This window comes from Vibrio genomosp. F10 str. ZF-129, assembly GCF_000287055.2.
Lineage (GTDB): Bacteria > Pseudomonadota > Gammaproteobacteria > Enterobacterales > Vibrionaceae > Vibrio.
Genome location: NZ_AJYQ02000010.1, coordinates 52459 through 76068, shown reverse-complemented (window position 1 = coordinate 76068; position 23610 = coordinate 52459). Strand labels below are relative to the sequence as shown.

Annotated in this window: 21 protein-coding genes; 11 read left to right on the top strand and 10 right to left on the bottom strand. The window is 43.8% G+C overall.

Going from position 1 to position 23610, the window contains the following annotated elements; genetic code table 11:
- Positions 1–73: 73 nt before the first annotated feature.
- The 4 genes from A1QO_RS01625 to mtnN all read right to left on the bottom strand — a co-directional run bounded on the left by A1QO_RS01625 (position 74) and on the right by mtnN (position 3249).
- Positions 74–694, bottom strand: a complete 621-nt coding sequence (locus A1QO_RS01625; protein ID WP_017035502.1) for a TRIC cation channel family protein — start codon at positions 692–694, stop codon at positions 74–76.
- 68 nt (positions 695–762) lie between these two features.
- A complete protein-coding gene (locus A1QO_RS01620) occupies positions 763–1584 on the bottom strand; it encodes a cobalamin-binding protein (RefSeq protein WP_017041426.1) in 822 nt (273 codons plus the stop codon).
- On the bottom strand, positions 1585–2538 hold the full coding sequence (locus tag A1QO_RS01615; protein ID WP_026026581.1) for a cobalamin biosynthesis family protein: 954 nt from the start codon (positions 2536–2538) through the stop codon (positions 1585–1587).
- A gap of 15 nt (positions 2539–2553) precedes the next feature.
- Entirely contained in the window at positions 2554–3249 is a 696-nt protein-coding gene (gene mtnN, locus A1QO_RS01610) for a 5'-methylthioadenosine/S-adenosylhomocysteine nucleosidase (protein ID WP_026026580.1), read from the bottom strand.
- A gap of 221 nt (positions 3250–3470) precedes the next feature.
- Here mtnN and rpsO point away from each other — a divergent pair, with 221 nt between their 5' ends.
- The 5 genes from rpsO to A1QO_RS01585 all read left to right on the top strand — a co-directional run bounded on the left by rpsO (position 3471) and on the right by A1QO_RS01585 (position 9249).
- Entirely contained in the window at positions 3471–3740 is a 270-nt protein-coding gene (rpsO, locus tag A1QO_RS01605) for a 30S ribosomal protein S15 (RefSeq protein ID WP_017035498.1), read from the top strand.
- 343 nt (positions 3741–4083) lie between these two features.
- Positions 4084–6207 (top strand): polyribonucleotide nucleotidyltransferase, encoded by a 2124-nt coding sequence (gene pnp, locus A1QO_RS01600; RefSeq protein ID WP_017037734.1) that lies wholly within the window; start codon positions 4084–4086, stop codon positions 6205–6207.
- 127 nt (positions 6208–6334) lie between these two features.
- Entirely contained in the window at positions 6335–7261 is a 927-nt protein-coding gene (gene nlpI / locus A1QO_RS01595; RefSeq protein WP_017039569.1) for a lipoprotein NlpI, read from the top strand.
- Between the two features lie 174 nt (positions 7262–7435).
- Complete coding sequence (locus A1QO_RS01590; protein WP_017035495.1) at positions 7436–7843, top strand: MarR family winged helix-turn-helix transcriptional regulator; 408 nt, start codon at positions 7436–7438, stop codon at positions 7841–7843.
- A 68-nt stretch (positions 7844–7911) separates the two neighbouring features.
- Positions 7912–9249, top strand: a complete 1338-nt coding sequence (locus tag A1QO_RS01585) for an MATE family efflux transporter (RefSeq protein WP_017041425.1) — start codon at positions 7912–7914, stop codon at positions 9247–9249.
- 71 nt (positions 9250–9320) lie between these two features.
- Here the strand turns inward: A1QO_RS01585 and A1QO_RS01580 are convergent, their stop codons facing one another.
- The 3 genes from A1QO_RS01580 to A1QO_RS01570 all read right to left on the bottom strand — a co-directional run bounded on the left by A1QO_RS01580 (position 9321) and on the right by A1QO_RS01570 (position 13422).
- Positions 9321–10199 carry a U32 family peptidase gene (locus A1QO_RS01580; protein ID WP_026026579.1) on the bottom strand — a complete coding sequence of 293 codons (879 nt, stop codon included), beginning with the start codon at positions 10197–10199 and terminating at the stop codon, positions 9321–9323.
- Between the two features lie 21 nt (positions 10200–10220).
- Positions 10221–11234: a ubiquinone anaerobic biosynthesis protein UbiU gene (gene ubiU / locus A1QO_RS01575; protein ID WP_017035492.1), complete on the bottom strand. Its 1014-nt coding sequence runs from the start codon at positions 11232–11234 to the stop codon at positions 10221–10223.
- A gap of 148 nt (positions 11235–11382) precedes the next feature.
- Positions 11383–13422, bottom strand: coding sequence for a sensor domain-containing protein (locus tag A1QO_RS01570; protein ID WP_017037731.1), 2040 nt, complete (start codon positions 13420–13422; stop codon positions 11383–11385).
- Positions 13423–13620: 198 nt separating this feature from the next.
- Here A1QO_RS01570 and ubiT point away from each other — a divergent pair, with 198 nt between their 5' ends.
- The 4 genes from ubiT to rimI all read left to right on the top strand — a co-directional run bounded on the left by ubiT (position 13621) and on the right by rimI (position 15642).
- Complete coding sequence (gene ubiT / locus A1QO_RS01565) at positions 13621–14145, top strand: ubiquinone anaerobic biosynthesis accessory factor UbiT (RefSeq protein WP_017037730.1); 525 nt, start codon at positions 13621–13623, stop codon at positions 14143–14145.
- Complete coding sequence (locus A1QO_RS01560; RefSeq protein ID WP_017039571.1) at positions 14129–14635, top strand: GNAT family N-acetyltransferase; 507 nt, start codon at positions 14129–14131, stop codon at positions 14633–14635. Before ubiT ends, A1QO_RS01560 begins: the two co-directional genes overlap by 17 nt.
- Positions 14636–14787: 152 nt before the next feature.
- The gene (locus tag A1QO_RS01555) at positions 14788–15189 is read left to right on the top strand and encodes a DNA polymerase III subunit psi (RefSeq protein ID WP_017035488.1); all 402 of its coding nucleotides are present in this window, start codon (positions 14788–14790) and stop codon (positions 15187–15189) included.
- Positions 15190–15195: 6 nt separating this feature from the next.
- Entirely contained in the window at positions 15196–15642 is a 447-nt protein-coding gene (gene rimI / locus A1QO_RS01550) for a ribosomal protein S18-alanine N-acetyltransferase (protein ID WP_017035487.1), read from the top strand.
- A 140-nt stretch (positions 15643–15782) separates the two neighbouring features.
- On the opposite strand, the gene A1QO_RS01545 is transcribed toward rimI, so the two are convergent.
- A complete protein-coding gene (locus A1QO_RS01545; RefSeq protein ID WP_017035486.1) occupies positions 15783–17846 on the bottom strand; it encodes a putative bifunctional diguanylate cyclase/phosphodiesterase in 2064 nt (687 codons plus the stop codon).
- A gap of 219 nt (positions 17847–18065) precedes the next feature.
- Between A1QO_RS01545 and prfC the strand changes: the two genes are divergently transcribed.
- A complete protein-coding gene (gene prfC / locus A1QO_RS01540; RefSeq protein ID WP_017035485.1) occupies positions 18066–19655 on the top strand; it encodes a peptide chain release factor 3 in 1590 nt (529 codons plus the stop codon).
- A 171-nt stretch (positions 19656–19826) separates the two neighbouring features.
- Here prfC and srmB read toward each other — a convergent pair whose 3' ends face one another.
- Both srmB and A1QO_RS01530 read right to left on the bottom strand, forming a co-directional pair.
- Entirely contained in the window at positions 19827–21077 is a 1251-nt protein-coding gene (gene srmB / locus A1QO_RS01535) for an ATP-dependent RNA helicase SrmB (protein WP_017035484.1), read from the bottom strand.
- 90 nt (positions 21078–21167) lie between these two features.
- Entirely contained in the window at positions 21168–21887 is a 720-nt protein-coding gene (locus A1QO_RS01530; protein ID WP_017037725.1) for a tRNA1(Val) (adenine(37)-N6)-methyltransferase, read from the bottom strand.
- 307 nt (positions 21888–22194) lie between these two features.
- On the opposite strand from A1QO_RS01530, the gene brnQ reads away from it, so the two are divergent.
- On the top strand, positions 22195–23511 hold the full coding sequence (gene brnQ, locus A1QO_RS01525; RefSeq protein WP_017039572.1) for a branched-chain amino acid transport system II carrier protein: 1317 nt from the start codon (positions 22195–22197) through the stop codon (positions 23509–23511).
- The last annotated feature ends 99 nt before the right edge of the window (positions 23512–23610 follow it).

The following is a 23610-nucleotide window of genomic DNA, read 5'->3' as shown; positions in this document are numbered from 1 at the left end:
ACGACAATGACGGTAGCCATTGTGTGTTAATACCGTCTTTTTATACTCTGAAAGATATTTATCGAGATGTGTTTTACTTGCCTAATGCGAAAGTAGGCAAAGATAAGTGCCAACGAATTGCGCCTAAACGAATGGCTAGCGTAGAGATTAAGCCTGCGAGAAAGGCCGTTGTAGAGTCGTAGCCCATAGACAGCCCGACGGTATGAAAAATACCACCCACAATACACGCAGTAGCATAGACTTCGCTACGCAAGACCATTGGAACTTCGCGTGCGAGCATATCTCGAATGATGCCTCCACCGCAGCCGGTAATGACCCCCATGATGACGGCAACCATAGCAGAGTCTTGATATATCAACGATTTTTCCACACCAATGCCGACAAAAACGCCCAAACCAATTGCATCACATACCGGGAGTATCCACCAGGCGACTCGTTTTGGCCGACGTACAATAAGCATAGTGACAAGGCAGGTAATAAAAATGACCCACAGATAAGTGGTGTCTGTAATCCAAAAAACAGGCGTAGCACCGAGCGCCATGTCACGAATCGTCCCCCCGCCAATCGCGGTGACACTTCCCAATACGACCACACCAAACGGGTCCATTTTTAGTCGGCCAGCGAGAAGAACACCTGATATAGCAAAAATGGCCGTGCCAAAAAGATCAAATAGATAGAGCAGCATGGAATCCATGAGACAGATTACTCATTTAATAGTGGGAACATTTAGGCGGAAATTGTACGAAATTCTCTACTAAAGCGTTAGCGTTTTTCGCGAATGGATTGTAAGTGTTCACACACTTGCTTAACTGCACCGAGGGTTCTTGGGGTTGGTCGGTTGATAAAGTCTGAGTTGAGTGTCCACATGGCATTATTCTCTATCGCAGAGAGTTGGTCTTTCCAAGGGTGCCACATGCTTCCATCGCTAAGGGCGTGTTCAGATAAAAACAGCGCTTCTGGCTGTGCAACCACCACTTGTTCTATACCCACCTGCGGGTATGAAGTTGCACTGTGTTCAAAGACATTCACTCCGCCACAAAAAGAGAAAACTTCACTTGGCCAATGCCCTTGAGCAACAGTAATAATTGGCTTTTCATTGAGCTGATAAAAATAACTCACTGGGTCTTTTACATCGTAACGTTGTGATAGGGCCGCAAGTTGATCTCTAAACGCTTTTGCTTGGGCTCGACCCAATTTCGGGTTATCGCTAAACTCACTGAGATCGTCGATATTGTCTGCAATGTCACTGAGCGTCTTGGTGTGTGAATCATAGATAGTGAAACCAAATTGACGAAGCATCTCGAGTTCTTTCTTTGGGTTGCCTGATGGCCAAGCAATAATGAGATCCGGTTGAAGGGCAATAATCCGCTCGAGTTTCATGCCTTGATAGTTGGCGACTTTTTCAAGGGATTGAGCTTGTTCTGGGTAGTCGCTCATGGCACTCACCGCGATGAGCTTATCGCCAAGCCCTGCTGCAAAGGCAATTTCTGTCGCATGAGGCGCGAGCGCTATGACTCTTTCTACCGGAGCGGAGACAACAGAAGTCGTTATAAGCAGTGGGACTATCGAGGTGAAACGAAACATCTAAACGCCTTGGTATAAAAGGAAAAGAATCACGCTTTGAATGAGTGTCCATGCGAAAACACGCCACGCAACGAGCGTTTGTATTTGTGATAAATGAATCGCCGAGGGAGCAATACGGCCACCTATTTTGACTCGTACACTTTTGCGATTTTCATAAATGGCAGGGCCACCTAGAGAAAGCTCCAGTTTGTTACCGACGGCAGTGAGCAACCAAGCAGGGCCAGGTGACGGCCAAGACGAGCTTTGAGTCAGCATAGCTTTAAAGGTGTAAACGGCTTTATTTCCACACACAACAAACAGTGCAAACAGTCGTAAAGGGATAAAGTCTAAGAGTGCGACAGCTCGGGTTACCGCTAGGCCAAAAGGGGAGAATTCGGAACGAGAAGGAGACCACGCTCTCGCCAGTTCCGCCGATAGTCGATAGATTAAAGCGCCGCTTCCACCGCCGATTGCGTACCAAAAAAGTACACACACCACATTTCGCCCATAACCCATAATGATGGTTTCAGCCCCAGCTTTACCAAGCCCTAAAGCTGACAAGCGACTTGTGTCTCGGTTGAGTACCGGGGAAAGCAAGGATCTAGCCGTCGATTTATCGTCATGAGCGAGTGCCTTAGTCAGCCCATTTGCAAGGACTTCATTGCTGCGCCAATCTAGGGCAAGTAGCAGTAAAGCCAATTCAAATAACTGAGGTTGCCACACCAATGGTTTTAGCGCCCACAGCACGAGAATCGTTGGGATGACCATTAGTAACCAAGCAAGCGTGCCGGAAATCAAACTCTGTGAGTAGTGATTATTGACGTTTACTTTTTCAGCGAGTTGCTCTGCAAACTTATGCCACAGTGTCGTAGGGTGAGCGCTTCTAGGAATTGGGATAAGCAGATGAAATAATAAGGCTCCCCACATGACGAGGAGCACTCCATTTGAATAGAACTGACTAAAAATCTCTTCCATGATATCCGTCGTTAACTATTTAAGCAGTTGAACCATTTTTATCACCATCTCTGAAGAGCTTTGTGCTGCAAGAGGTAGGAACTCTTCAAAACTCATTGGAGACTCTTTATCGGCAACATCAGAAATAGCACGAACCACAACAAAAGGAACATTAAACTGATGACAAGTCTGAGCAATGGCAGAGGCTTCCATTTCGACCGCAATAACCGTCGGGAAATGTGTGCGAATAAACGCTTGACGCTCTGCGCTACAAACAAAGGCATCACCAGTACAAATTAGGCCTCGAACTGCGTGTTTGTCTTCCATTTGTGCCAGTGCTCTTTCTGCAATGTCCATTAGATTTGAATCGGCAAGAAAGGCAGCAGGCTGTCCCGCCATTTGACCAATTTCGTAGCCAAAAGCGGTCACATCAGCATCGTGATGACGAACTTCAGTAGAGATGACGACATCGCCTAAATTGAGAGTAGAGTCAAAACCACCCGCAGAGCCGGTATTGATGACAACGTCTGGCTGATATTCATCAAGTAAAATGGTGGTACCAATAGCGGCAGCGACTTTACCAATGCCCGACTGTAAAAGCACGACATCAACACCGTTAAGCTCACCCGAGAAGAAGTTGCAGCCCGCTTTACTGACTTCTTTACAGTTAGATATTGCCTGCTTAAGGATGGTAACTTCTTGTTCCATAGCGCCAATGATGCCGATTTTCATGTGTGATCCTAATGATTTATTTAAAGGTGTTAAGCCTAAGTTTAACATGAAAAAATTGAGCGCAAATACTCTTTAATCGATAGAGTGGGCAAGGGAAGGTATTCCGTTGTTATATTCAGTTGCCATAGTATCTAGATTCCCCTATAATCCGCGCTTCGCGTAGTGGCTGAATCAGAGATTGGCTGCTACAACTATAAACCTACTCTTATTAGGAGAGCATTATGTCTCTGAATGCAGAAACTAAAGCAGCAATCGTTGCAGAATACGCACAATCTGAAGGCGACACTGGTTCACCAGAAGTACAAGTAGCACTACTTACTGCTTCTATCAACCACCTTCAAGGTCACTTTAAAGCTCACAAAGGCGATCACCACAGCCGTCGTGGTCTTCTACGCATGGTATCTAGCCGTCGTAAACTTCTTGATTACTTGAAAGGCAAAGACCTAGCTCGTTACCAAGATCTAATCAAACGTCAAGGTCTACGTCGCTAATTAGTAGCTGCATAGAAAGTTTGTTTAGAAAGGGGCTATATGCCCCTTTTTTGTTGCCTAAAATTCAGTAAAACCATGCTTTTTTTTAGGACAAAGTAACCGATCATAGCAAAACACCGCTCATATAGTTTATACTACGCCTCGCCTATCATGCTCTTGCACTAGGCACATAAATTTGTTCAAGAATTACAGTCACAGATGTCGGCCTATTGGTCGCGACTATTCAAAAGCGATTGGGTTAATAGTTTGGTTATCCTTAGTCTCTTTTCACTAGTCGCGATTGGTAATCTCTTGAACGGTCACTTACTTATTCTAAAGTTACCCTTTAGATCAAGGATATATAATGTTTGAAAAACCAGTTGTAAAGTCGTTTCAATACGGCAATCACACCGTTACGCTAGAAACTGGCGTTATCGCACGTCAAGCTACTGCTGCTGTAATGGCCACTATGGACGATACATCCGTATTCGTTTCTGTTGTTGCTAAAAAAGAAGCGGTTGCAGGTCAAGATTTCTTCCCGCTAACAGTAAACTACCAAGAGCGTACTTACGCTGCAGGTAAAATCCCTGGTGGCTTCTTCAAGCGTGAAGGTCGTCCTTCAGAAGCTGAGACACTAACAGCGCGTCTGATTGACCGTCCAATTCGTCCACTTTTCCCAAGTGCATTCAAAAACGAAGTTCAGGTTATCGCGACGGTTGTTTCTATCAACCCTGACGTAAACCCAGACATGATCACTATGATCGCAACGTCTGCTGCACTTTCTATCGCTGGCGTTCCATTTAATGGTCCAATCGGTGCTGCACGTGTTGGTCACATCGACGGTCAACTTGTTCTTAACCCTTCAAACACTGAGCTTGAAAACTCTAAACTAGACCTCGTTGTGTCTGGTACTGAAGGCGCGGTACTTATGGTTGAATCTGAAGCTGATAACCTATCAGAAGAAGAAATGCTTGCTGCTGTTGTTTACGGTCACGACCAACAACAAGTTGTCATCAAAGCGATCAACGAATTTGCTGCTGAAGTTGCGACTCCAGCTTGGGATTGGACTGCTCCAGAAGTAAACGCAGAGCTTAAAGCCCAAGTTGCTGAACTTGCTGAAGCACGTCTATCTGAAGCGTACCAAATTACTGAAAAAATGGCGCGTTACGAGAAAGTAGGCGTCATTAAGAATGAAGCCGTTGCAGCGCTTCTCGCGCAAGACGAAAACCTAGATGAGCGCGAAATCCGCGGCATGTTGGGTTCTCTAGAGAAAAACGTAGTACGTAGCCGCATCATCGCGGGTAACCCACGTATCGACGGTCGTGAAAAAGATATGGTTCGCGCACTAGACGTACGTACTGGTGTTCTTCCACGTACTCACGGTTCTTCTCTATTCACTCGTGGTGAAACTCAGGCACTTGTTACAGCAACGCTTGGTACACAACGTGATGCTCAAATCATCGATAGCCTAATGGGTGAGAAGAAAGACCACTTCCTTCTACACTACAACTTCCCTCCATACTGTGTAGGTGAGACGGGTTTTGTTGGTTCTCCAAAGCGTCGTGAAATCGGCCACGGTAAACTGGCTAAGCGCGGTATCCAAGCGGTTATGCCTTCAATTGAAGAATTCCCATACACAGTACGTGTTGTATCGGAAATCACTGAATCTAACGGTTCTTCTTCAATGGCTTCTGTATGTGGTACTTCTCTAGCGCTTATGGATGCTGGTGTTCCAATTAAAGCTTCTGTTGCGGGTATCGCAATGGGTCTGGTTAAAGAAGGTGACGACTTCGTTGTTCTTTCTGACATCCTTGGCGACGAAGATCACCTAGGTGACATGGACTTTAAAGTAGCAGGTACTAACGATGGTATCACTGCGCTTCAAATGGACATTAAAATCGAAGGTATCACGAAAGAGATTATGCAGATCGCTCTTAATCAAGCACAAGGTGCGCGTAAGCACATCCTTACTGTTATGGATGAAGCTATCTCTGGTGCTCGTGACGATATTTCAGAGTTCGCTCCGCGCATCCACACAATGAAGATCAACACTGATAAGATCCGTGATGTGATTGGTAAAGGTGGCGCTGTGATCCGTTCTCTATGTGAAGAGACAGGTACAACGATCGAAATTGAAGATGACGGTACGGTTAAAATTGCTGCAACCTCGGGTGAGCAAGCTGAAGATGCCATCAACCGCATTAAAGCTCTGACCGCTGAAGTTGAAGTAGGTACTATCTACACAGGTAAAGTTGCTCGTTTGGCTGATTTCGGTGCATTCGTTAATATCCTTCCTGGTAAAGATGGCCTAGTACACATTTCTCAAATCGCTGATAAGCGCATCGAGAAAGTGTCTGATTACCTAACTGAAGGTCAAGAAGTGAAAGTTAAAGTACTTGAAATTGACCGTCAAGGCCGTGTACGTCTAAGCATGAAAGAAGCGGCAGATAAGCCTGCAGAAGAAGCACCAGTTGCTGACGCTGAGTAATTCGTTATTCTTAAATAGGTAATTTGACCTATTGAGTATAAAGCATGTTATAAAGGGAGCCTTATCGCTCCCTTTTTTTCATCTTATTTTCCAGCAAATTTATGTTGGGCGACAGGAGTATCTATTTGTGAAATGGTTTCGTAGCGCCACATTAAGTGCATTTTTGTTGGTCACAGCGGGGTGTGCTTCGACATCAACACCCGATCAAGAACAGTGGATCTATCCACCAATGGCCGTGCCATTACAGGCAAGTGTTCAGCAAGAAGTTCAAATTGCTCGTTTAACTCAATTACTTCAACGTGCTGATCTGCAAGATGAAGTTAGAGCAAAAATGCATTATGAACGCGGTAATTACTATGACAGCGTTGGTTTGCGTGATTTAGCCCGATTGGATTTCAATCAATCACTATCATTAAACCCAGCTCAACCCGATATTTTTAATTTACTGGGTGTCTATTTTACCCAAGTTGGTGAGTTTGATGCTGCCTATGAAGCGTTTGATTCAACGTTAGAGCTTGATCCAGATAACGCTTATGCAGAACGCAATCGTGCTATTGCTCTTTATTACGGTGGACGCATCGATCTTGCTTACGAAGAGATGTCGACACATTTTGAACGTGATCCTAGCGATCCTTTCGGGGCGCTTTGGCTCTATATCATTCAATCGGAAATGGATCTTGAAGCCGCAAAAACCGCGTTGATGACTCGGTATGAAGCGCGCACAGAAGAGTGGGGTTGGGTTCTTGTTGGGCTGACGTTAAATGACATCTCGGAAGAGAATGCATTTAAAGCCATTTTAGTTGGCACAAGAGATAATACGTTACTTGCCCAACGCTTAACGGAAGTTTACTTCTACATGGCGAAGCGTTACCAACAGGAAGGTGATTTTGCCAGTGCTATCTCTCTGTACAAACTGGCTTTAGCGGGTAATGTGTTTGAGTATGTTGAGCATCGCTATTCCTTTTTAGAGTTAAGCCGTATTTACAATCAAGTAAAAGCCGATCAACTTGCCCAAGCAAAGAAACAAGCATTGACTGAGCAGCAAGAGCAGTAACAACACCTCTAGAGACTGACAAGGCCGCTTGTTATTGACGATCATTAGAATGATCGTCAATAACAGGCGGTTTTTTATTACCTTATGTATATTTCTAGATACCTATACCTGTTGCTTTATACCAAAGATCTATTAAAATAGTTAGTCTAGCTAATTAAATTGGGTTGTGCTGTTATGCTTTGGGATAATCTTGAAAAAATCGAACGGTTTGCATCAAAGGTGTGGCGCGTTCAATCTAAAAATGACTCTTTAGATCAGTTAAGCTTCAATGAATATGATTACCTAAAAGTGATTCAGGTTTCGCAGGATGCGATTCGTTTAACGGATCTTGCCAATGAAATGCAAGTAAGCAAACCATCGGCGACGAATATGGTTAAGCGTTTGGAAAGAAAAGGACTCGTAGAAAGGAAATCTTGCGCTGAAGACGCGCGATCTAAGCGAGTTGAGTTGACTGAAAAAGCGACCGTTGCTCTAAAAGAGGAGAGTCGGGTTTATGGTGTGATGGCGAGAGAGTTAGAAAAAAAACTCACGGATGATCAATTGGATCAGTTAAATCAACTATTAAAAATCGCACTCAAATAGAGTTTTACTCATTTAGTTAGCCTAGATAATTAAATGGTGTGTCGTCAGGTTATTTAAGAGAAGTCATTATGAGTAACAGCATATACCGTCAATTTTGGCGTTATACGATTCCAACCGTAGCCGCGATGCTCGTTAATGGCTTGTATCAAGTGGTTGATGGTATTTTTATTGGCCGCTATGTTGGGGCTGATGGGTTAGCGGGTATCAATATCGCTTGGCCTGTTATTGGTACTATTCTTGGCTTGGGAATGCTCGTTGGCGTTGGTACTGGCGCACTTGTTTCTATTCGCCAAGGAGAAAAAGACAATCAAGGTGCAAAACATATTTTAGCAACAGGGTTAACGTTATTGTTGGTGCTTTCACCTTTCGTCGCTGGAATATTGTTTCTGTTTGCTGATCTCTTCTTGCTTTGGCAAGGCGCGGAAGGGCGGGTTTACGATCTTGGGTTACAGTATTTACATATATTGATAGGTAGCAGTATCTTTACCCTTGGGTCTATTGCGATGCCATTTCTGCTGCGCAATGATGATAGCCCTAATATGGCGACGATTTTGATGGTAGTGGGTGCTGTGATTAACATTGCTCTCGATTACCTATTCATCGCTTGGCTCGGCTGGGAGTTGAAGGGAGCCGCTGTAGCAACGTCTATCGCCCAGTGTGTTGTTACCGGCTTCGGTTTGGCTTACTTCTTCTCGCATCGAGCAAACCTTCGTTTATGTTGGAATGAATTGAGACTGAAACTTGATGTTATCCCACAGATTTTTGCGATCGGCACATCAAGTTTCTTTATGTATGCCTATGGCTCAATGATGGTTGCAATGCATAACGCTTTGTTTGCGCAATATGGGAATCAGTTGATGATTGGCGCTTATGCCATTCTGGGCTACATCGTTACGGTTTATTATCTTACAGCCGAAGGTATTGCCAATGGTATGCAGCCGCTAGTGAGCTATAACTATGGTGCTAAACATCCAGGCAACATTCGTAAACTTCTGAAGATCGCAATGGTGAGTTCAGTGTCGGTTGGAATAGTATTCGCCATTCTACTGAATGTTTTTCCTAGAGAGTTTGTTTCAGTATTTAGCTCTCAGGACTCTCAGCTTGTCGAGTACACAGTGTTAGGCATTCGATTACATCTGTTTGCGTTAGCATTGGATGGATTTTTAGTCGTCACCGGGGCTTATTACCAAGCGGTGAACAAGGGAGGTAAAGCGATGTTTGTGATGTTGGGCAATTTGCTGATTCAACTGCCTTTCTTGTATATCATGCCTAAGTTGTTTGGTGTCCCAGGAATTTGGATGGCTTATCCTCTTTCAAATATTGCGTTGAGTGTTGTGGTTATTGCGATTTTGATGAAAGACATTAAGAAGCTAGATTCAACACCGTTGAGCCCAGCTACCGCTTAGTGTTGATGTGACGTTTTCGATACGAAAAAGGTCTAGTGATCTAGACCTTCTCATTAATGCCTTAACCTAAATTAGATGTTTTTTACCTCTAACCCAGCCAGTTGATGCCAGTAACCGTTACATTGACGGTCGGTAATGTTCATTGGTTGGTCACCATTTTCGTTGGCTTTGAAATTGGTCAGTTCAGAGAACGTGTCGATTCCTAACGGGCTTAAACGTACAACATCGACCAAGTCTTTCATATTGGGTAAATCATTGATTAAGTTGTAGCAATAACCGGATTGCGTTTGAATGCCGTTGAGGTTAAATACGGATTGACCTTCTTGGCTGTCAACTTGTAGACCAGTTGGGTATTTTATACAGCAGGTGTCACAGTCATCTTTGGCTTTATTCTCGGCACGAGCGGTAAAGCAACGAGCGGAATAAGCGAGCGGAAGGTAACCATGACTGAATACTTCGACTTCAAATTTATGACGGATATTGAGATCGTCACATTGGATCATCACGTTAGATAACCATTCTCGTGAAAGCTCAACCGGCATACACCAACGTGTCATACCTTGTTTTAGGAACACGTTTAAAGTGTGTGCATTGTAAGTGTTCACCGCAGGGCCTACCACAAACGGTACGTTACTTTCACTGGCAAGTTGAATCGCAGATACATCATTCGCTTCAATGGCAAAGTCACCGTTATCGATGTACTTTTTCATGATGCTGACTTCACTCGGTGCCTCAAGCAACGCCATTGTGGACAAGACGACTTGTTTACCCGATGCCGACAGCTCTTTCGCGATATCTAGCCAGTGGTGCGCTTTCATTTCGCGTCGTTTTGAACAGACGGCTTCGCCCAGGTAAATAATATCCGCAGCGCTATTTTTTGCTTGTTGATAGAAGCTTTCCACATCTTGCCTTGGCCAAAAATAAAGCAGTGGGCCTAATGCGTATTTCATTGAGTTATCCATTACTTTTCCTTATTGCCATTTGCGATGGTAAGCACCAAGCGTGGTCTGTGTCCCTTCAGAGACGTTAGCCAGGGCGGCATTCCAGGACGCTTCCACCTGATAGGAATCTGGGTTTGCAAGGTAGCGATCAATGGCTGCCCGCCAAGTACGGGTTACCTGTTCTACGTAGGCTGGGCTACGCTGACGACCTTCAATTTTCACAGAAGCAACATTGGCAGCAAATAACTCAGGAAGCATAGACAGAGTATTTAGGCTAGTCGGTTCTTCTAACGCATGGTAGCGCTTACGTTCGCCTTCGATTTCCGCTTCAAAGCGACCTTTACACAGCGTAGGGTATCCAGCGTTTTCCCCCGTCGCATACTTATCAATGAGGATCTCATTGAGGCGTGACTCAAGCCCGCTATGCGTTTCTTGCCAACGGACGTATTTAGCAGGAGAGCATGCACCAACCGTATTTGGCGACTCACCGGTCATGTATGAAGAAAGGTAGCAACGGCCTTCAGCCATAATGCACAGGCTACCGAAAGCGAAAACTTCTAAATCGACATCTGAGTCGATATTACGCGACAGCTGTTTCACTTGATGGATGGAGAGTACACGAGGCAGTACCACGCGTTTTACATTGAAATTTTTGTGGTAAAAGTCGATGGCTGCGACGTTGGTGGCTGAAGCTTGGACTGAAAGGTGCAATTCCATATGTGGGTATGTATTTGCTGCGTACTCTAATACTGCGATATCCGCGATGATCAAAGCGTCGACTCCAAGGTCGGCGGCTTGATCCACTGCTTTCGTCCAGCGCTCGAAACCATTTGGATGAGCGAATGTATTGAGCGCCACATGAATTTTCTTGCCCTTGTCGTGCACGTATTGAACGGCTTTATCAAGTTTTTTCCCGGTAAAGTTAAGACCAGCAAAATGACGCGCGTTGGTGTCATCCTTAAAGCCGATATAAACCGCATCTGCACCACAATCGATGGCCGTTTTGAGTGCTGGTAGATTTCCAGCTGGGCATAGGAGTTCCATTGCAATGTACCAATTTCTACAAAAGTGACTGCATTTTATGAAGATATGTGAATAGCGAGTTTGATGTAAGGCAGGTTTGGGTGAATAAATTAGATATCGATGAGTAAATAGTCGTAAATGATTTCAATTGTTAGGGGGATGGTTCAGACTAGCTCTTGTGGCGACGGTTTTGAATGAAGAGATCTTCGACTTCTTGTTTTGGTTGAGGTCGATAAAAGTGAAAGCCTTGGATGGAATGACAGTTGAGGTTAGACAACAAGGTTGCCTGTTGTTGGGTTTCTACCCCCTCTGCAACCACGGTTAAGTTGAGAGACTTGCCCAGGTTGATAATGTTCTCAATGACAGTGACTTGTTTAGGCAGGGTATCCATGTCACTAATGAAAGCGCGATCAATTTTCAGCTCATCAATAGGAAAACGAGCCAAATAAGAAAGGGAGGAGTAGCCGGTACCAAAATCGTCAATAGACAAGGTAAAACCGAGTTTTTTAATGGCATTTAGCATTTGAATTGTATGTTCACTGTCACTCATCACCGCACTTTCAGTTAGCTCAAAAGTAATGCAGTTGGGGTCAAGAGCCGTAGAGCGCAACAATTTTTCCATATAATCAATCAGTTTTGGATTACCAAACTGTTCTGGAGATAAATTAATAGCCACGCGACCTGGTAAAATCCCTTGCAACTTCCAACGCTTCACTGTCGCAAACACTTCACGCATCACGACTCGGCCTAAATGCTCAATAAGCCCCGCTTTTTCAGCGACAGGAATAAAAGCAGAAGGACTAATGTAGCCTTCAACTGGGTGTTTCCAGCGAATCAGTGCCTCGGCGCCATTAATGCTAAAGTCGCGCGCATTAACTTTCGGCTGATACCAAACTTCAAGGCCGTTTTGTTGCAGCGCTTTTTGCAGTTCAATCTCAAGCCAGAGTCGCATTCGTGCTTCTTTATTCATCTGGTCATTGAATTTAATCAGACGATTTCGACCACGATCTTTGGCTTCATACATCGCCGTATCAGCATTTTGCAATAAAATACGTGCATCGTTGCCATCACCTGGGTATGCCACACTACCAATAGAGCAAGAAAGTCGCTTACTGAAGTGATGAAGATCGAACGGTTGGTTAATCAGGCCAATGATTCGTTCTGCAAGAATTTCGGCCATACGATTGTTTTCAGGTTTTGGTAAGATCAGGCCAAACTCATCGCCACCTAAGTGTCCTAACACCGCTTGCTGAGGCAACAACCGCTTGAGTCGAGCTGCTACCTCTTTAATGACTTTATCACCGATATGGTGGCCTAAAGAGTCATTAATGTTCTTAAAATTATCGATATCTAGATACATCATCAGAAGTGGAGTTTCATTGTTAATGAACTGCTCCAGACGCTTGGTAAAACCAAAACGGTTAAATGCCCCTGTTAATGAATCTAGGTGTGGATCTTCTTGTGACGCGCTAGATAACTGTTTCGGTGCATCTTCCGCATCCTGAATCAACACGAGTTGCGATTGGTTACCCAGCACAATGGTTGAGTCAGCATGCAGCTGTACTTTCCTCTCAATGCCGCAGCGAGGCCCAGTGAGGCAAATCATAGGTGCATCGGTAATGAGCTGGCTTAAAGGAAGAGTAAAGACGGTTTTGCTTTTTTCATCGACAAAAAGTCGAGTTAAATCTTCACCCAGCAGATCCGAAGATGACGTCATTCCCAGCAAACGAATAGCCGAAGGATTGGCAGAGATAATGCAATCATCTTCGACAAGAAGCAGGCCGTCAGGAAGAAGTGAGGTGAGTGTCGAATATTTGCTTTCGGACTCCTCTAGAGACCGAATCAATATCTGTTTTTCTGAGGTGTCAACAGCGTGAAATATAATGGATTCGACTTTTTGCCCATTCAGGATTGGAGATAAACTGAAATGCAGGCTTGTATCGATGTCGATATCATGTAGTGTGATTTCAGCTTCGAGAGTTTCTCCTCGAAATGCTCTGTCGTAGTATGGTTTTATGTGCTCATAAAAGTGACTGCCTAGAACTTGAGAGTCATTCATACCGAACAGTTCTTTGGAAGTTAGCCCTGCAATATCACAATATCTCTCATTGACCATGCTGTAGTTATGCTGTTCATCGATAACGGCAAAAAAGAATGGGCTATGATGTGTGATTTTTTCAAACCAGTGTTGTAATTGTTGCGAAGGCATCAATAACTACCAACTCTCCGTTGCGGTTAGAGTTTCACAGGGCACGTGAAACATGGGACGATACATTAACTATACCCCTGAATTTTGATATGTAAAAGCGTCAAGAACATTCTCGACTTCTTTGATACATAACAGGAATTAGCACTATTACATCAATTATGATGAAATATTATATTTACAAAGTAACGGATAACGCGCGTGATAAACAAGATTCGCACTCAACTAGTTCAAAATGCAGCATCAATTTTGCGATCCCCAGTCCACTTTTTACCACAAGTTGTACAAAAAAAAGCCTTGCTTGAAGTCATGAAGACGGTCTTCAAAGAGGCTTTAGAAGAGGGGGATTTTGAATTCCTGGAAGACAAATGGCTAAAAGTTGAAATTCGCGACATGGCGCTGTGTTGGTATATTAGTTATCAACAGGATAAGCTAGTGATCGCTGACACCCCCGTTGCTGAAGACGTCAGCTTTTCTGGTGAGTTGAATGACTTAGTTCTGATTGCTGGTCGAAAGGAAGATCCTGATACCCTATTTTTCCAACGTCGTCTCTCTATTGAAGGGGATACCGAATTGGGTTTGGAAGTGAAAAATTTAATGGATAGTGTTGATTTAGAATTACTGCCTAGGCCACTGCAAACGATGTTGGCGCAACTAGCGGACTTCGTGCAAAAAGGCGTAGAAACATCCACGAGCAATGAGGTTACCCATGCTTATTCGAACTGAAGCTCCAGCCGACATATTACCCATTGCTCGACTTGTAAAATCTGCATTTGAAACCGAAGCCGAAGCTAATCTAGTGATGAAGCTTCGAGAGAATAGCCACCTGACGTTGTCATTGGTTGCTTGCAATGATGAGGGAGAAGTTGTTGGTCATGCCATGTTTAGCCCTGTATCTGTGGAAGGCGAAGATTGTCACTGGCAAGGGTTAGCCCCAGTGTGTGTTAAAGAGGGGTTTCGAAATCAAGGTATTGCCGAATCTTTAGTAAAAGAAGGTCTTTCTTCATTGTTAGAGTTTGGTTACCCGGTGTGTGTAGTTTTGGGGGATCCAAATTACTACTCTCGTTTTGGTTTTGTTAGCGCTAAGGAAAAGGGCTTTAAGTGCAAATGGGAAGTGCCTGATGGCGCATTTCAAATAGCAGAATTAGCCGAGAATCAGTTAGCCTCTCGTTCTGGTTTGATAGAGTATTGCCCTGAATTTGATGAGTTAGGTTAAGCATTCACTTAAACCCAATGGGAAAGCAAGGTGAATGGCAAGGTGAATGGATTGAGAGTCTTTATCGCATCGTAGGATACTAAGATTTCCTCCTTCCTTTATCCAATATATTTGTTAGGATCGGCGTGTTTACGCTTTGTAGGTTAAGGTTAATGCCCCAAACTGAAATACACTATTTGAAAGAAATGGGAATCGATACGTGGCAATTGAGCTACCCTGAACGATTGCTCGGTTTTCAACCTCCAATGTTGAACTTATCTGACGAATGTCAGTTGCTGCTAGTATCAACAGAGCTTCCGACTGGAGAGATTGCGATGATGTTTGAGCGGGTACTTAAAAGTATTAAACTCACATTAGATCAGGCTCAGCACATCTATCCAGAACAATTGATGGGGTTAGGTGAGCATCAACTCAGTTGGATTTGGTATGCTGGTGAGGCCAGTATTGATGACTCCCACAAAGCGAAAAAGTTGGTGACACCGCTTCTTTCTTCTATTAATGGTCACACTGAGCACCGAAGAGCACTTTGGCAGCAAATTTGTTCTTACGAGTAATGAATAATGACAGTTGAAATTCTTCCGCTGCGTGAATCGCACCTCACGTCGGTTTATGCGATTGAGCAATCGGCTCATACTCATCCTTGGTCTGAATCGATGATTCGAGATGTCAATAGTCGAGGTGGTTGTCATCATGCAATGTTGGTCGGTGACCGTGTGGTTGGTTACTTTTATGCACAAAATATTGTGGGAGAAGTGACCCTACTTAACATTGCTGTTTCCCCACAACATCAAGGAAAAGGGTACGGTAAGCGATTAACTGAATTCTTTTTAGACATGTGTGAGCAAGCCAAGGCTGAAAGTGCGTGGTTGGAAGTGAGAGAAAGCAATAAAAAAGCCTATCAATTATATGAATCGGTTGGGTTTAATGAACTTGATCGACGGATTAACTATTACCCGACTGAGAAAGGCAAAGAAGACGCCATCATTATGAGCTACTTATTTTTTTAACAGAGTGTTCTATTGCTGGTGGATGTTCTTGAAGAAAGAAGAAAACCAAATTTTGCTTTCCCTATGAATTCTTGCCCTATCGATTTTTAGCATTGTCTTTAGCAATAAAAGACAAAAGCATGACCTTACTGTGTCTATGATTATTTAGTTGTCACTTTAACTGTTGGATTGTCGAGTTCTCGCTGAGGGACGGTATAGAGGTTGTGTTCAAAGCGGCTGATCACTTCCTCGGTTTTAAGGGGCTTATCAAATAAGTAGCCTTGGAATTGGTCACATCCTAACTCTTTAAGGGCATGCAGCTCATATTGATCTTCCACGCCTTCTGCGATCACTTCTAGGTTCAATCTTCTTGCTGTCATCACAATAGTATCAACGATGGCTTGATCACTTTCATCTAAATGAAGTTTGGTGACAAACGAGCGATCAATTTTAAGTACATCTACCGAGAGTAATTTCAAATAACGCAATGAAGAATACCCTGTACCAAAGTCATCAATAGAAATTTTAAGCTGATGCTCTTTGAGCAGCGCCATTTTTTGAATAGCACTTTCGACATTTTCCAGTAGTAGGCTTTCTGTTATTTCTAGCTCAATGTGTTCTCCAGTAATTCCTGCTTGGGAAAGAGCTTGGGTAATATGATCAACAAATGAGTCTTTTGAAAACTGTAAAGGACTGATGTTAATGGCCAGGCGTCGAAAAGTGGGTGGCAATATTCCCATACGTTTCCATATTGAATATTGATAGCATGCCTGTTCGATAATCCAATCCCCGATGGGCAGTATTTGCCCGGTTTCTTCAGCAATCGGCATAAATACACCGGGAGGCAGCACCCCTTTTTCTGGATGGTTCCATCTTATCAGCGCTTCAACACCCACGATTTGATGCTTTTCATTCACCTGAGGTTGGTAATAAAGTTCGAGCTGATCTTTATTGATCGCTTCATGAAGACCTTTTTCTATCTCTAAAAAAGACTCAACTTGAGCTCGCATTTCTGGCTCGTAAAACATGTAGTTATTACGCCCTGCGCTTTTAGCTCGGTATAAGGCGGTGTCTGCCTGACGGAGGATATCAATATTCGTACTTCCAACAGATGGATACACTGAAATGCCAATCGTGACAGTGCAGTATAGTTGGTGGCCATCAATCGCATAAGGATTAGACATCAGAGCCAAAATTTGCTGCGCAACGTCTCCTGCCTTATCGAGTGTCAGATCGGGTGCGAGAACAACGAACTCATCGCCACCAATTCGTGCAGCGATCATGCCTTTTTTGATCCATGCTTCTAAACGCTTTGAGATCGCCTTAAGTAAATTATCTCCAATGGTGTGGCCCAATGAGTCATTGATGGTTTTAAAACGGTCTAAATCTAGGTAAAACAGTATGCCGGTAGAGTGAGACTGATTGGCACTGTCAATATGGTTTTGAAGCATTTGAAGTAGCAGAGCTCGGTTTGCAAGCCCTGTTAGTGTGTCGTAATAGGCCAGTTGGTTTAATTGAGCTTCTGCTTTTTCTCTTTGCTTCCATAGGTTATGAAATGAAATCGCCAGTTCTCCTAGTTCGTCATGGTGCTTTTGCACAGGAATAGGGATGGAAGCTTGCTTGTGCTGCAGTGAATTAACCCAGGTGATCAGCGTGATAATGGGCTTTGATAGTTTGTAATAGAAAAAAGCCAGCAATATGGTGGTGAGAAGGATGTTTCTGATCAAATCAAATAAAATAGCGTGAGTCATTTTAGTTAAGAAATTAACCGCAATGTTGTTTCCGTTAACCGAAAAGCTGAGTTCCCCTACCACAAGGAGTGAGTTAGGTTGGTGAAGTGGTGTTCTATAAACCGGAGCTGTGGGGGTTAAGTAATTGGAAAGCGCTTGAATAAAAGAACTCTGTTCCGTGATTTTCCGCTCATTTTTAGTCAAGGTGTCACCGAAGTCATCGATGATTTCAACTCTATAAATAGCTTCATCCATCATAAGGCTTGAGGCAACTTGTTCAGCCAGTAAATGATTTAGATGGTAAGCTGCCTGACTGGCATTGGAATAATTTTGCAGCAGTTTAAATTGATAATGCTCTTCAATGCGAGTTTGCTCTTGATGCAGATCGAGCAATATAAGATAGACACTGAAACACAGCCCTAGTATCACAGATACCAGAAACACGGTTTTTGCTTGACGAAATGCGAGAGAATTTATCTGTTTGGATTTATACATAGTTATTATTAGTCCCACCTACTCATTTAGTTATAGCTCAAAATAGTCAATAAATTAATAACAAAGTGAGAGTAATGGAATTAATCTGGCTCCCTATCGGGCTTTAGTTGCTCCAATCGCAAATATGAGCGAGAATATCGCGCAAAATTGAATCGAACTGCTAGCTCGGCAATATTACTTTGTCACCTATACTCCGCTGGCCCAAAAGAAGACCTTTTCATGTCAAATAGTCCATTTATTGGTGAAGTTTCTAAGCGTAGAACGTTCGCCATCATTTCTCACCCGGATGCGGGTAAAACAACCATTACAGAAAAAGTACTGTTATTTGGAAACGCTATTCAAAAAGCAGGAACCGTAAAAGGTCGTGGCTCTAACCAGCATGCTAAATCAGACTGGATGGAGATGGAAAAAGAGCGTGGTATCTCGGTAACAACGTCTGTGATGCAGTTTCCGTACAATGACTGTCTAGTGAATCTTCTTGATACTCCAGGACACGAAGATTTCTCGGAAGATACCTACCGAACACTCACCGCGGTAGATTCATGTTTGATGGTTATCGATGCGGCAAAAGGTGTTGAGGATCGAACTCGTAAGTTGATGGAGGTGACGCGTTTACGTGATACGCCTATCGTTACCTTTATGAATAAACTTGACCGTGACGTTCGTGATCCAATGGAAGTCTTGGACGAAGTGGAAAGTGAGTTAGGTATGGCTTGTGCACCTATCTCATGGCCCATTGGTTGTGGTAAAGAATTTAAAGGTGTGTACCACATTCATCGCGATGAAACGATCTTATACGAATCAGGCCATGGCCATGAGATTCAAGAAGTTCGCATTGTTAAAGGTTTGGATAACCCTGAACTTGATGAGGCTGTTGGCGCAGACCTTGCAAAAAGCGTTCGAGAAGAGATAGAGCTTGTCGTCGGTGCTTGCCCTGACTTTGATCTGGAGCTGTTCTTAGCGGGTGAGTTGACACCGGTTTACTTTGGTACTGCACTGGGCAACTTTGGCGTTGACCATATGCTTGATGGCTTAACTAAATGGGCTCCAGCTCCTCAAGCACGTCAAGCGAATGAGCGTGACGTTGTTGCTACCGAGGAAAAATTCTCTGGCTTTGTGTTTAAGATTCAAGCCAATATGGACCCTAAACACCGAGATCGTATCGCTTTCATGCGCATTGTATCGGGTACGTATAATCAAGGCATGAAGATGAATCATGTCCGCACTGGAAAAAGTGTTAGCATTTCAGATGCCGTTACGTTTATGGCCGGTGATCGTTCTCGCGCTGAAAAGGCGTACGCGGGTGATATTATTGGTTTGCATAACCACGGTACGATTCAAATTGGCGATACCTTTACTCAAGGTGAAAGTTTGAAGTTCTCTGGTATTCCAAACTTTGCACCGGAGTTATTCCGTCGTATTCGTTTACGTGATCCGCTGAAACAGAAGCAGCTATTAAAAGGTCTTGTACAGCTTTCTGAAGAAGGGGCAGTACAGGTTTTTCGTCCGGTGCAAAACAATGATCTTATCGTTGGCGCAGTGGGTGTGCTTCAGTTTGATGTGGTCGTGGCTCGATTGAAGTCTGAATATAATGTTGAAGCGATTTATGAAAGTGTCAACGTGGCAACGGCCCGTTGGGTTGAGTGCAGTGACGACAAGAAACTTGAAGAGTTTAAACGTAAAAATCAATCGAATATTGCGTTAGATGGTGGTGATAACCTGTCGTACATTGCGCCAACGATGGTGAATTTGAATTTAGCGAAAGAGCGATTCCCTGACGTTGATTTCCGCGCCACTCGTGAGCATTAATCGGGTTCCTATTTGAATTTGAGCAGGGTTAATACGCTGCTCCCTTTTCAATGATAAATCGATATTTTCAGCGATACGCCGATATAAAAAAGCCGATAATCATAGCAATGAGTATCGGCTTTTTTTATTTCTTTACTCTTTTTGTATTTTGCTACTCAACGTAGACGTGACTTACTTCTTCTTTGTGTTCTTTTTCTTAACCGCTTTTTTCTTAGTGGTCTTTTTCTTTGCATCTTTTTTCGTTACGTCTTTTTTCTTTTTCTTGGTCGATGCTTTTTTATGTTGTGGGCGCATATCTTTAATGAAGCGTTCTTTAATTTCTTCATCGATATAACGCGCGACACGCTCAAGCATAGCCTGATCGTGTGCTTCTACCAGAGACAAAGCGTTGCCTTTTTTACCGGCGCGGGCAGTACGGCCAATGCGGTGTAAGTAAGTATCGGCTGAGCGTGGCATGTCGTAGTTGATCACGTGGCTTACATCGGGAAGATCGATTCCACGAGCAGCAACATCCGTAGCAAGAAGAACGTTAACCGTCCCTTCTCGGAAACGAGTGATGGCATTGTTACGACGATCCTGTGGCATTTCACCCTGGATCCATGCACATGGGATTTGTGCTTTTTCAAGCTCAATACGTAGCTCGGCTAAACGTTCACGAGTTTTCAAAAATACGATAGATCGATCCGCTTGATCGGTCAGTATTTTTTTAAGTAATGCGAGCTTGTGTTCCATGCTATCAGCGCGGTGATACCATTGCGTGATCTTCTTGCGCTCACGGCGAGAAGGATCGGCTGTCACTTCTGCTGGGTTTTTTAAAAGATCAGCAGTAAAGCCTTCCACACCTCGGCCTTCAAGTGTTGCAGAGAAGAGTAGGGTTTGTTTGCGCCAGCGACACTCAGCCGCCAGTCTATCGACAACAGGCGCAAATCCCATGTCTAGCATGCGGTCAGCTTCATCGAGAATAAGCCATTCAATCGCACGGCAGTCAAAGCGCTCTGATTCAATGTATTCCATCAAGCGACCCGGTGTGGCCACCACGATATCTTGCGTTTGAGCAAGAATATCAGCATGTTCCTGATACTGAACACCGCCTGTAATAGTGAAGACATTCAAGCGTGTGTTTTTAGCCAACGCACGAGCTTCATCGGCTACCTGCATCGCTAGCTCTCGTGTTGGTGTTAGGATCAATACACGAGCAGGCCCTGGTCTTTTTCTAGGAAAATCAAGCAGGTATTGCAACGCTGGAAGTGAAAAAGCAGCGGTTTTACCTGTTCCTGTCGGTGCAGAGGCAAGAATGTCTTTGCCATCTAGAGCTTGTGGGATCGCATCTTCTTGAATTTGCGTTGGGCGCTCAAACCCCAGCTCTTCTATCGCTGTAATAAGGGTTTCATCTAGATCAAGGTCAGCAAAAGTTCTGATCACTGTAGTATCTCCACAAGCCGATAGGCGTGTTATGGCAAAAATTAGGTCGGATATTATAGATGTATTAGTGATTATGATCACATGATATTTCTACATCTTGAGATAAAAGTTCTCAGTCAATGAGTGAAATTCTTTACTGTATTGCCCATCTTGGTGAATGACAAGGTGTGTTTCTTCTAACTCTGTTTTCATTTTACTTATTTCTATCAATAGCCTAGATGCTGTTTTCTGCTCAGTCGTCTTTACATAACAGAGTCGGGTAACGTGCCAATTGAGTGGTTTCGCTTTGGCAATAAGTTGATGACCTTCATAAATGGGCAAAATGAAGTTGGCGGTTCCTAAGGGGGTGGTTAGTGCATAAGAACGCTCAAGTAATGCATGATGATCAAGAGTATCGGTATGTCTGGCGATGGCTCGTTGCGTATGGTGTGATTGCTCTCCTGAATTGAAGTATGGCGGATTGCAGATGATGCCATCAAAAAGCGCGGTCATGGGAGCCTTGAGAATGTCCCCTTCAATCAGTTGTAAGCGGTCATCCCATGGTGATTGTCTAAAATTATGCTGCGCACTCTCAATCGCGTGACGATCAATATCAATGGCAGTGATGGCTAATGTGTTATGCCTTTGCGCTGCCATTAAAGATAACAGTCCGGTTCCAGTTCCTATATCCAGGCATGTGTTCATAAGGTCGAGGTTTGACCAAGCGCCTAATAAAATCCCATCGGTACTCACTGGCATGCCGGAACGGCCACCTTCAATAGAAAACTGCTTAAATTTGAATCCCTTAGTTTTTAACGTGCTACATTTCATGATAATTCCGTTAAAACACTCTTTGTTGGTAAAAGTGTCTGTTGTTAATTTAATGTTTGGTTTTTTATGCTATTTTTTTTCATGCAAGTAGCCGGATTGTTCTTTGTTATGTTCTGCTAATCTGTCTAAGCATGGTGTTATTGACTGCATTGTAGATAAAAATGCAGATTAATATGGTGTTTACCTCTCAGAGGTTGCCAATTGATAAGGGTTTCGTCATTATTCGCGACCAAATAAAAGGGTATTGTGCTGATAAAGCAACAATACGCAAACATAACATCGTTCAACATTATAGTAAGGGTTAGCTGTGAAGCAGACTTTAAAATTGACAGACATTATAGCCGTAGGCTTTATGCTGTTTGCTTTTTTCTTAGGGGCAGGCAACATTATATTTCCACCATTGGCAGGGCAGTTAGCTGGTGAAAACCTAATGCCTGCGATGATTGGATTTCTTGCCACCGCGGTCGGATTGCCGCTTATCACCATCATCGCTGTGGCGAAAGTCGGAGGCTCTTGGGGACATCTGACGAAAGATCTACCAGTGCGCGCTGCAACGCTTATCGCTGTACTTATTTTTATCATCATCGGTCCTGCTTTTGCTGCCCCTCGTACTGGATTAGTTGCCTACGAGATGGCAGTTCGCCCCTTTTTAACTGATGCTGGCCAAGTCGACTTAGCCCTGTTTTCCACGGCCTTTTTTGCTATCGCTATGTTCTTTGCTTGGTCACAAGGCCGTCTTATCGATGTGATTGGTAAGGTATTGACGCCTGTCCTATTCATTGGCTTGATCATTCTAGCGGTGGCGGTATTTGTTGATCCACAAGGCGAAATGCTTGCCGCTCAAGGTGAGTATGCGACACAACCGTTAACCAAAGGTTTCCTGGAAGGGTATAACACGATGGACACGTTTGGCTCGCTGATGTTTGGTATGTTGATTGTTGATGCTCTGCGTAGCAAAGGGATCACTGAACGCAGCGCGACGGCAAAATATTTGATCAGTGCCGCGTGCATCGCAGCTGCGGGTTTAGCCTTTGTCTATATTTCTCTTTTTTACTTGGGGGCAACCAGTGCGGTCGTGGCTTCAGGGGCGGATAACGGTGGCGTGGTCTTAAGCTTGTACGTTCAAGCGCTGTTTGGTCCTTATGGGCAACTGGTCTTGTCGGTGATTGTATTATTGGCGTGTCTAACCACGGCAATTGGCTTGATTTCTGCTTGTTCAGATTACTTCAGCTCGTTAACGTCATTGTCTTATAAGAAGTGGGTTCTGATTATTGGTGGAATTTGCGCACTTGTCGCGAATGTGGGTCTATCTCAGCTGATTTCCCTCTCTGTACCTGTTCTTTTTGCTCTTTATCCCGTAGCTATTGCACTTGTTGTGCTAGCGTTTGTGCGTGAAAAGCTGCCAAATCCGGTTGTGGCTTATCGTGTTGTGGTGCTTGTAGCATTAATCTTTGCCCTTATTGATGCTGCAAAAGTGGCCGGGCTCGATGTTTCAGCATTAAATATGCTACCGCTGTTTGAAGTTGGAATGGGATGGGTGCTTCCTACTTTCGCTTCGATTATATGCATGTTCTTTATTGGTAAAGCCGTTGATCAAGTCTTCGTAGAAGATACCGTTCTATAGGCTTTCTGTGCATGATGAATTGAAAAAGGCCGATGAAAACATCGGCCTTTTTTATTTCTATTTCACCTCGGTTTTTTCTGTATCTTCATCACATTTTTC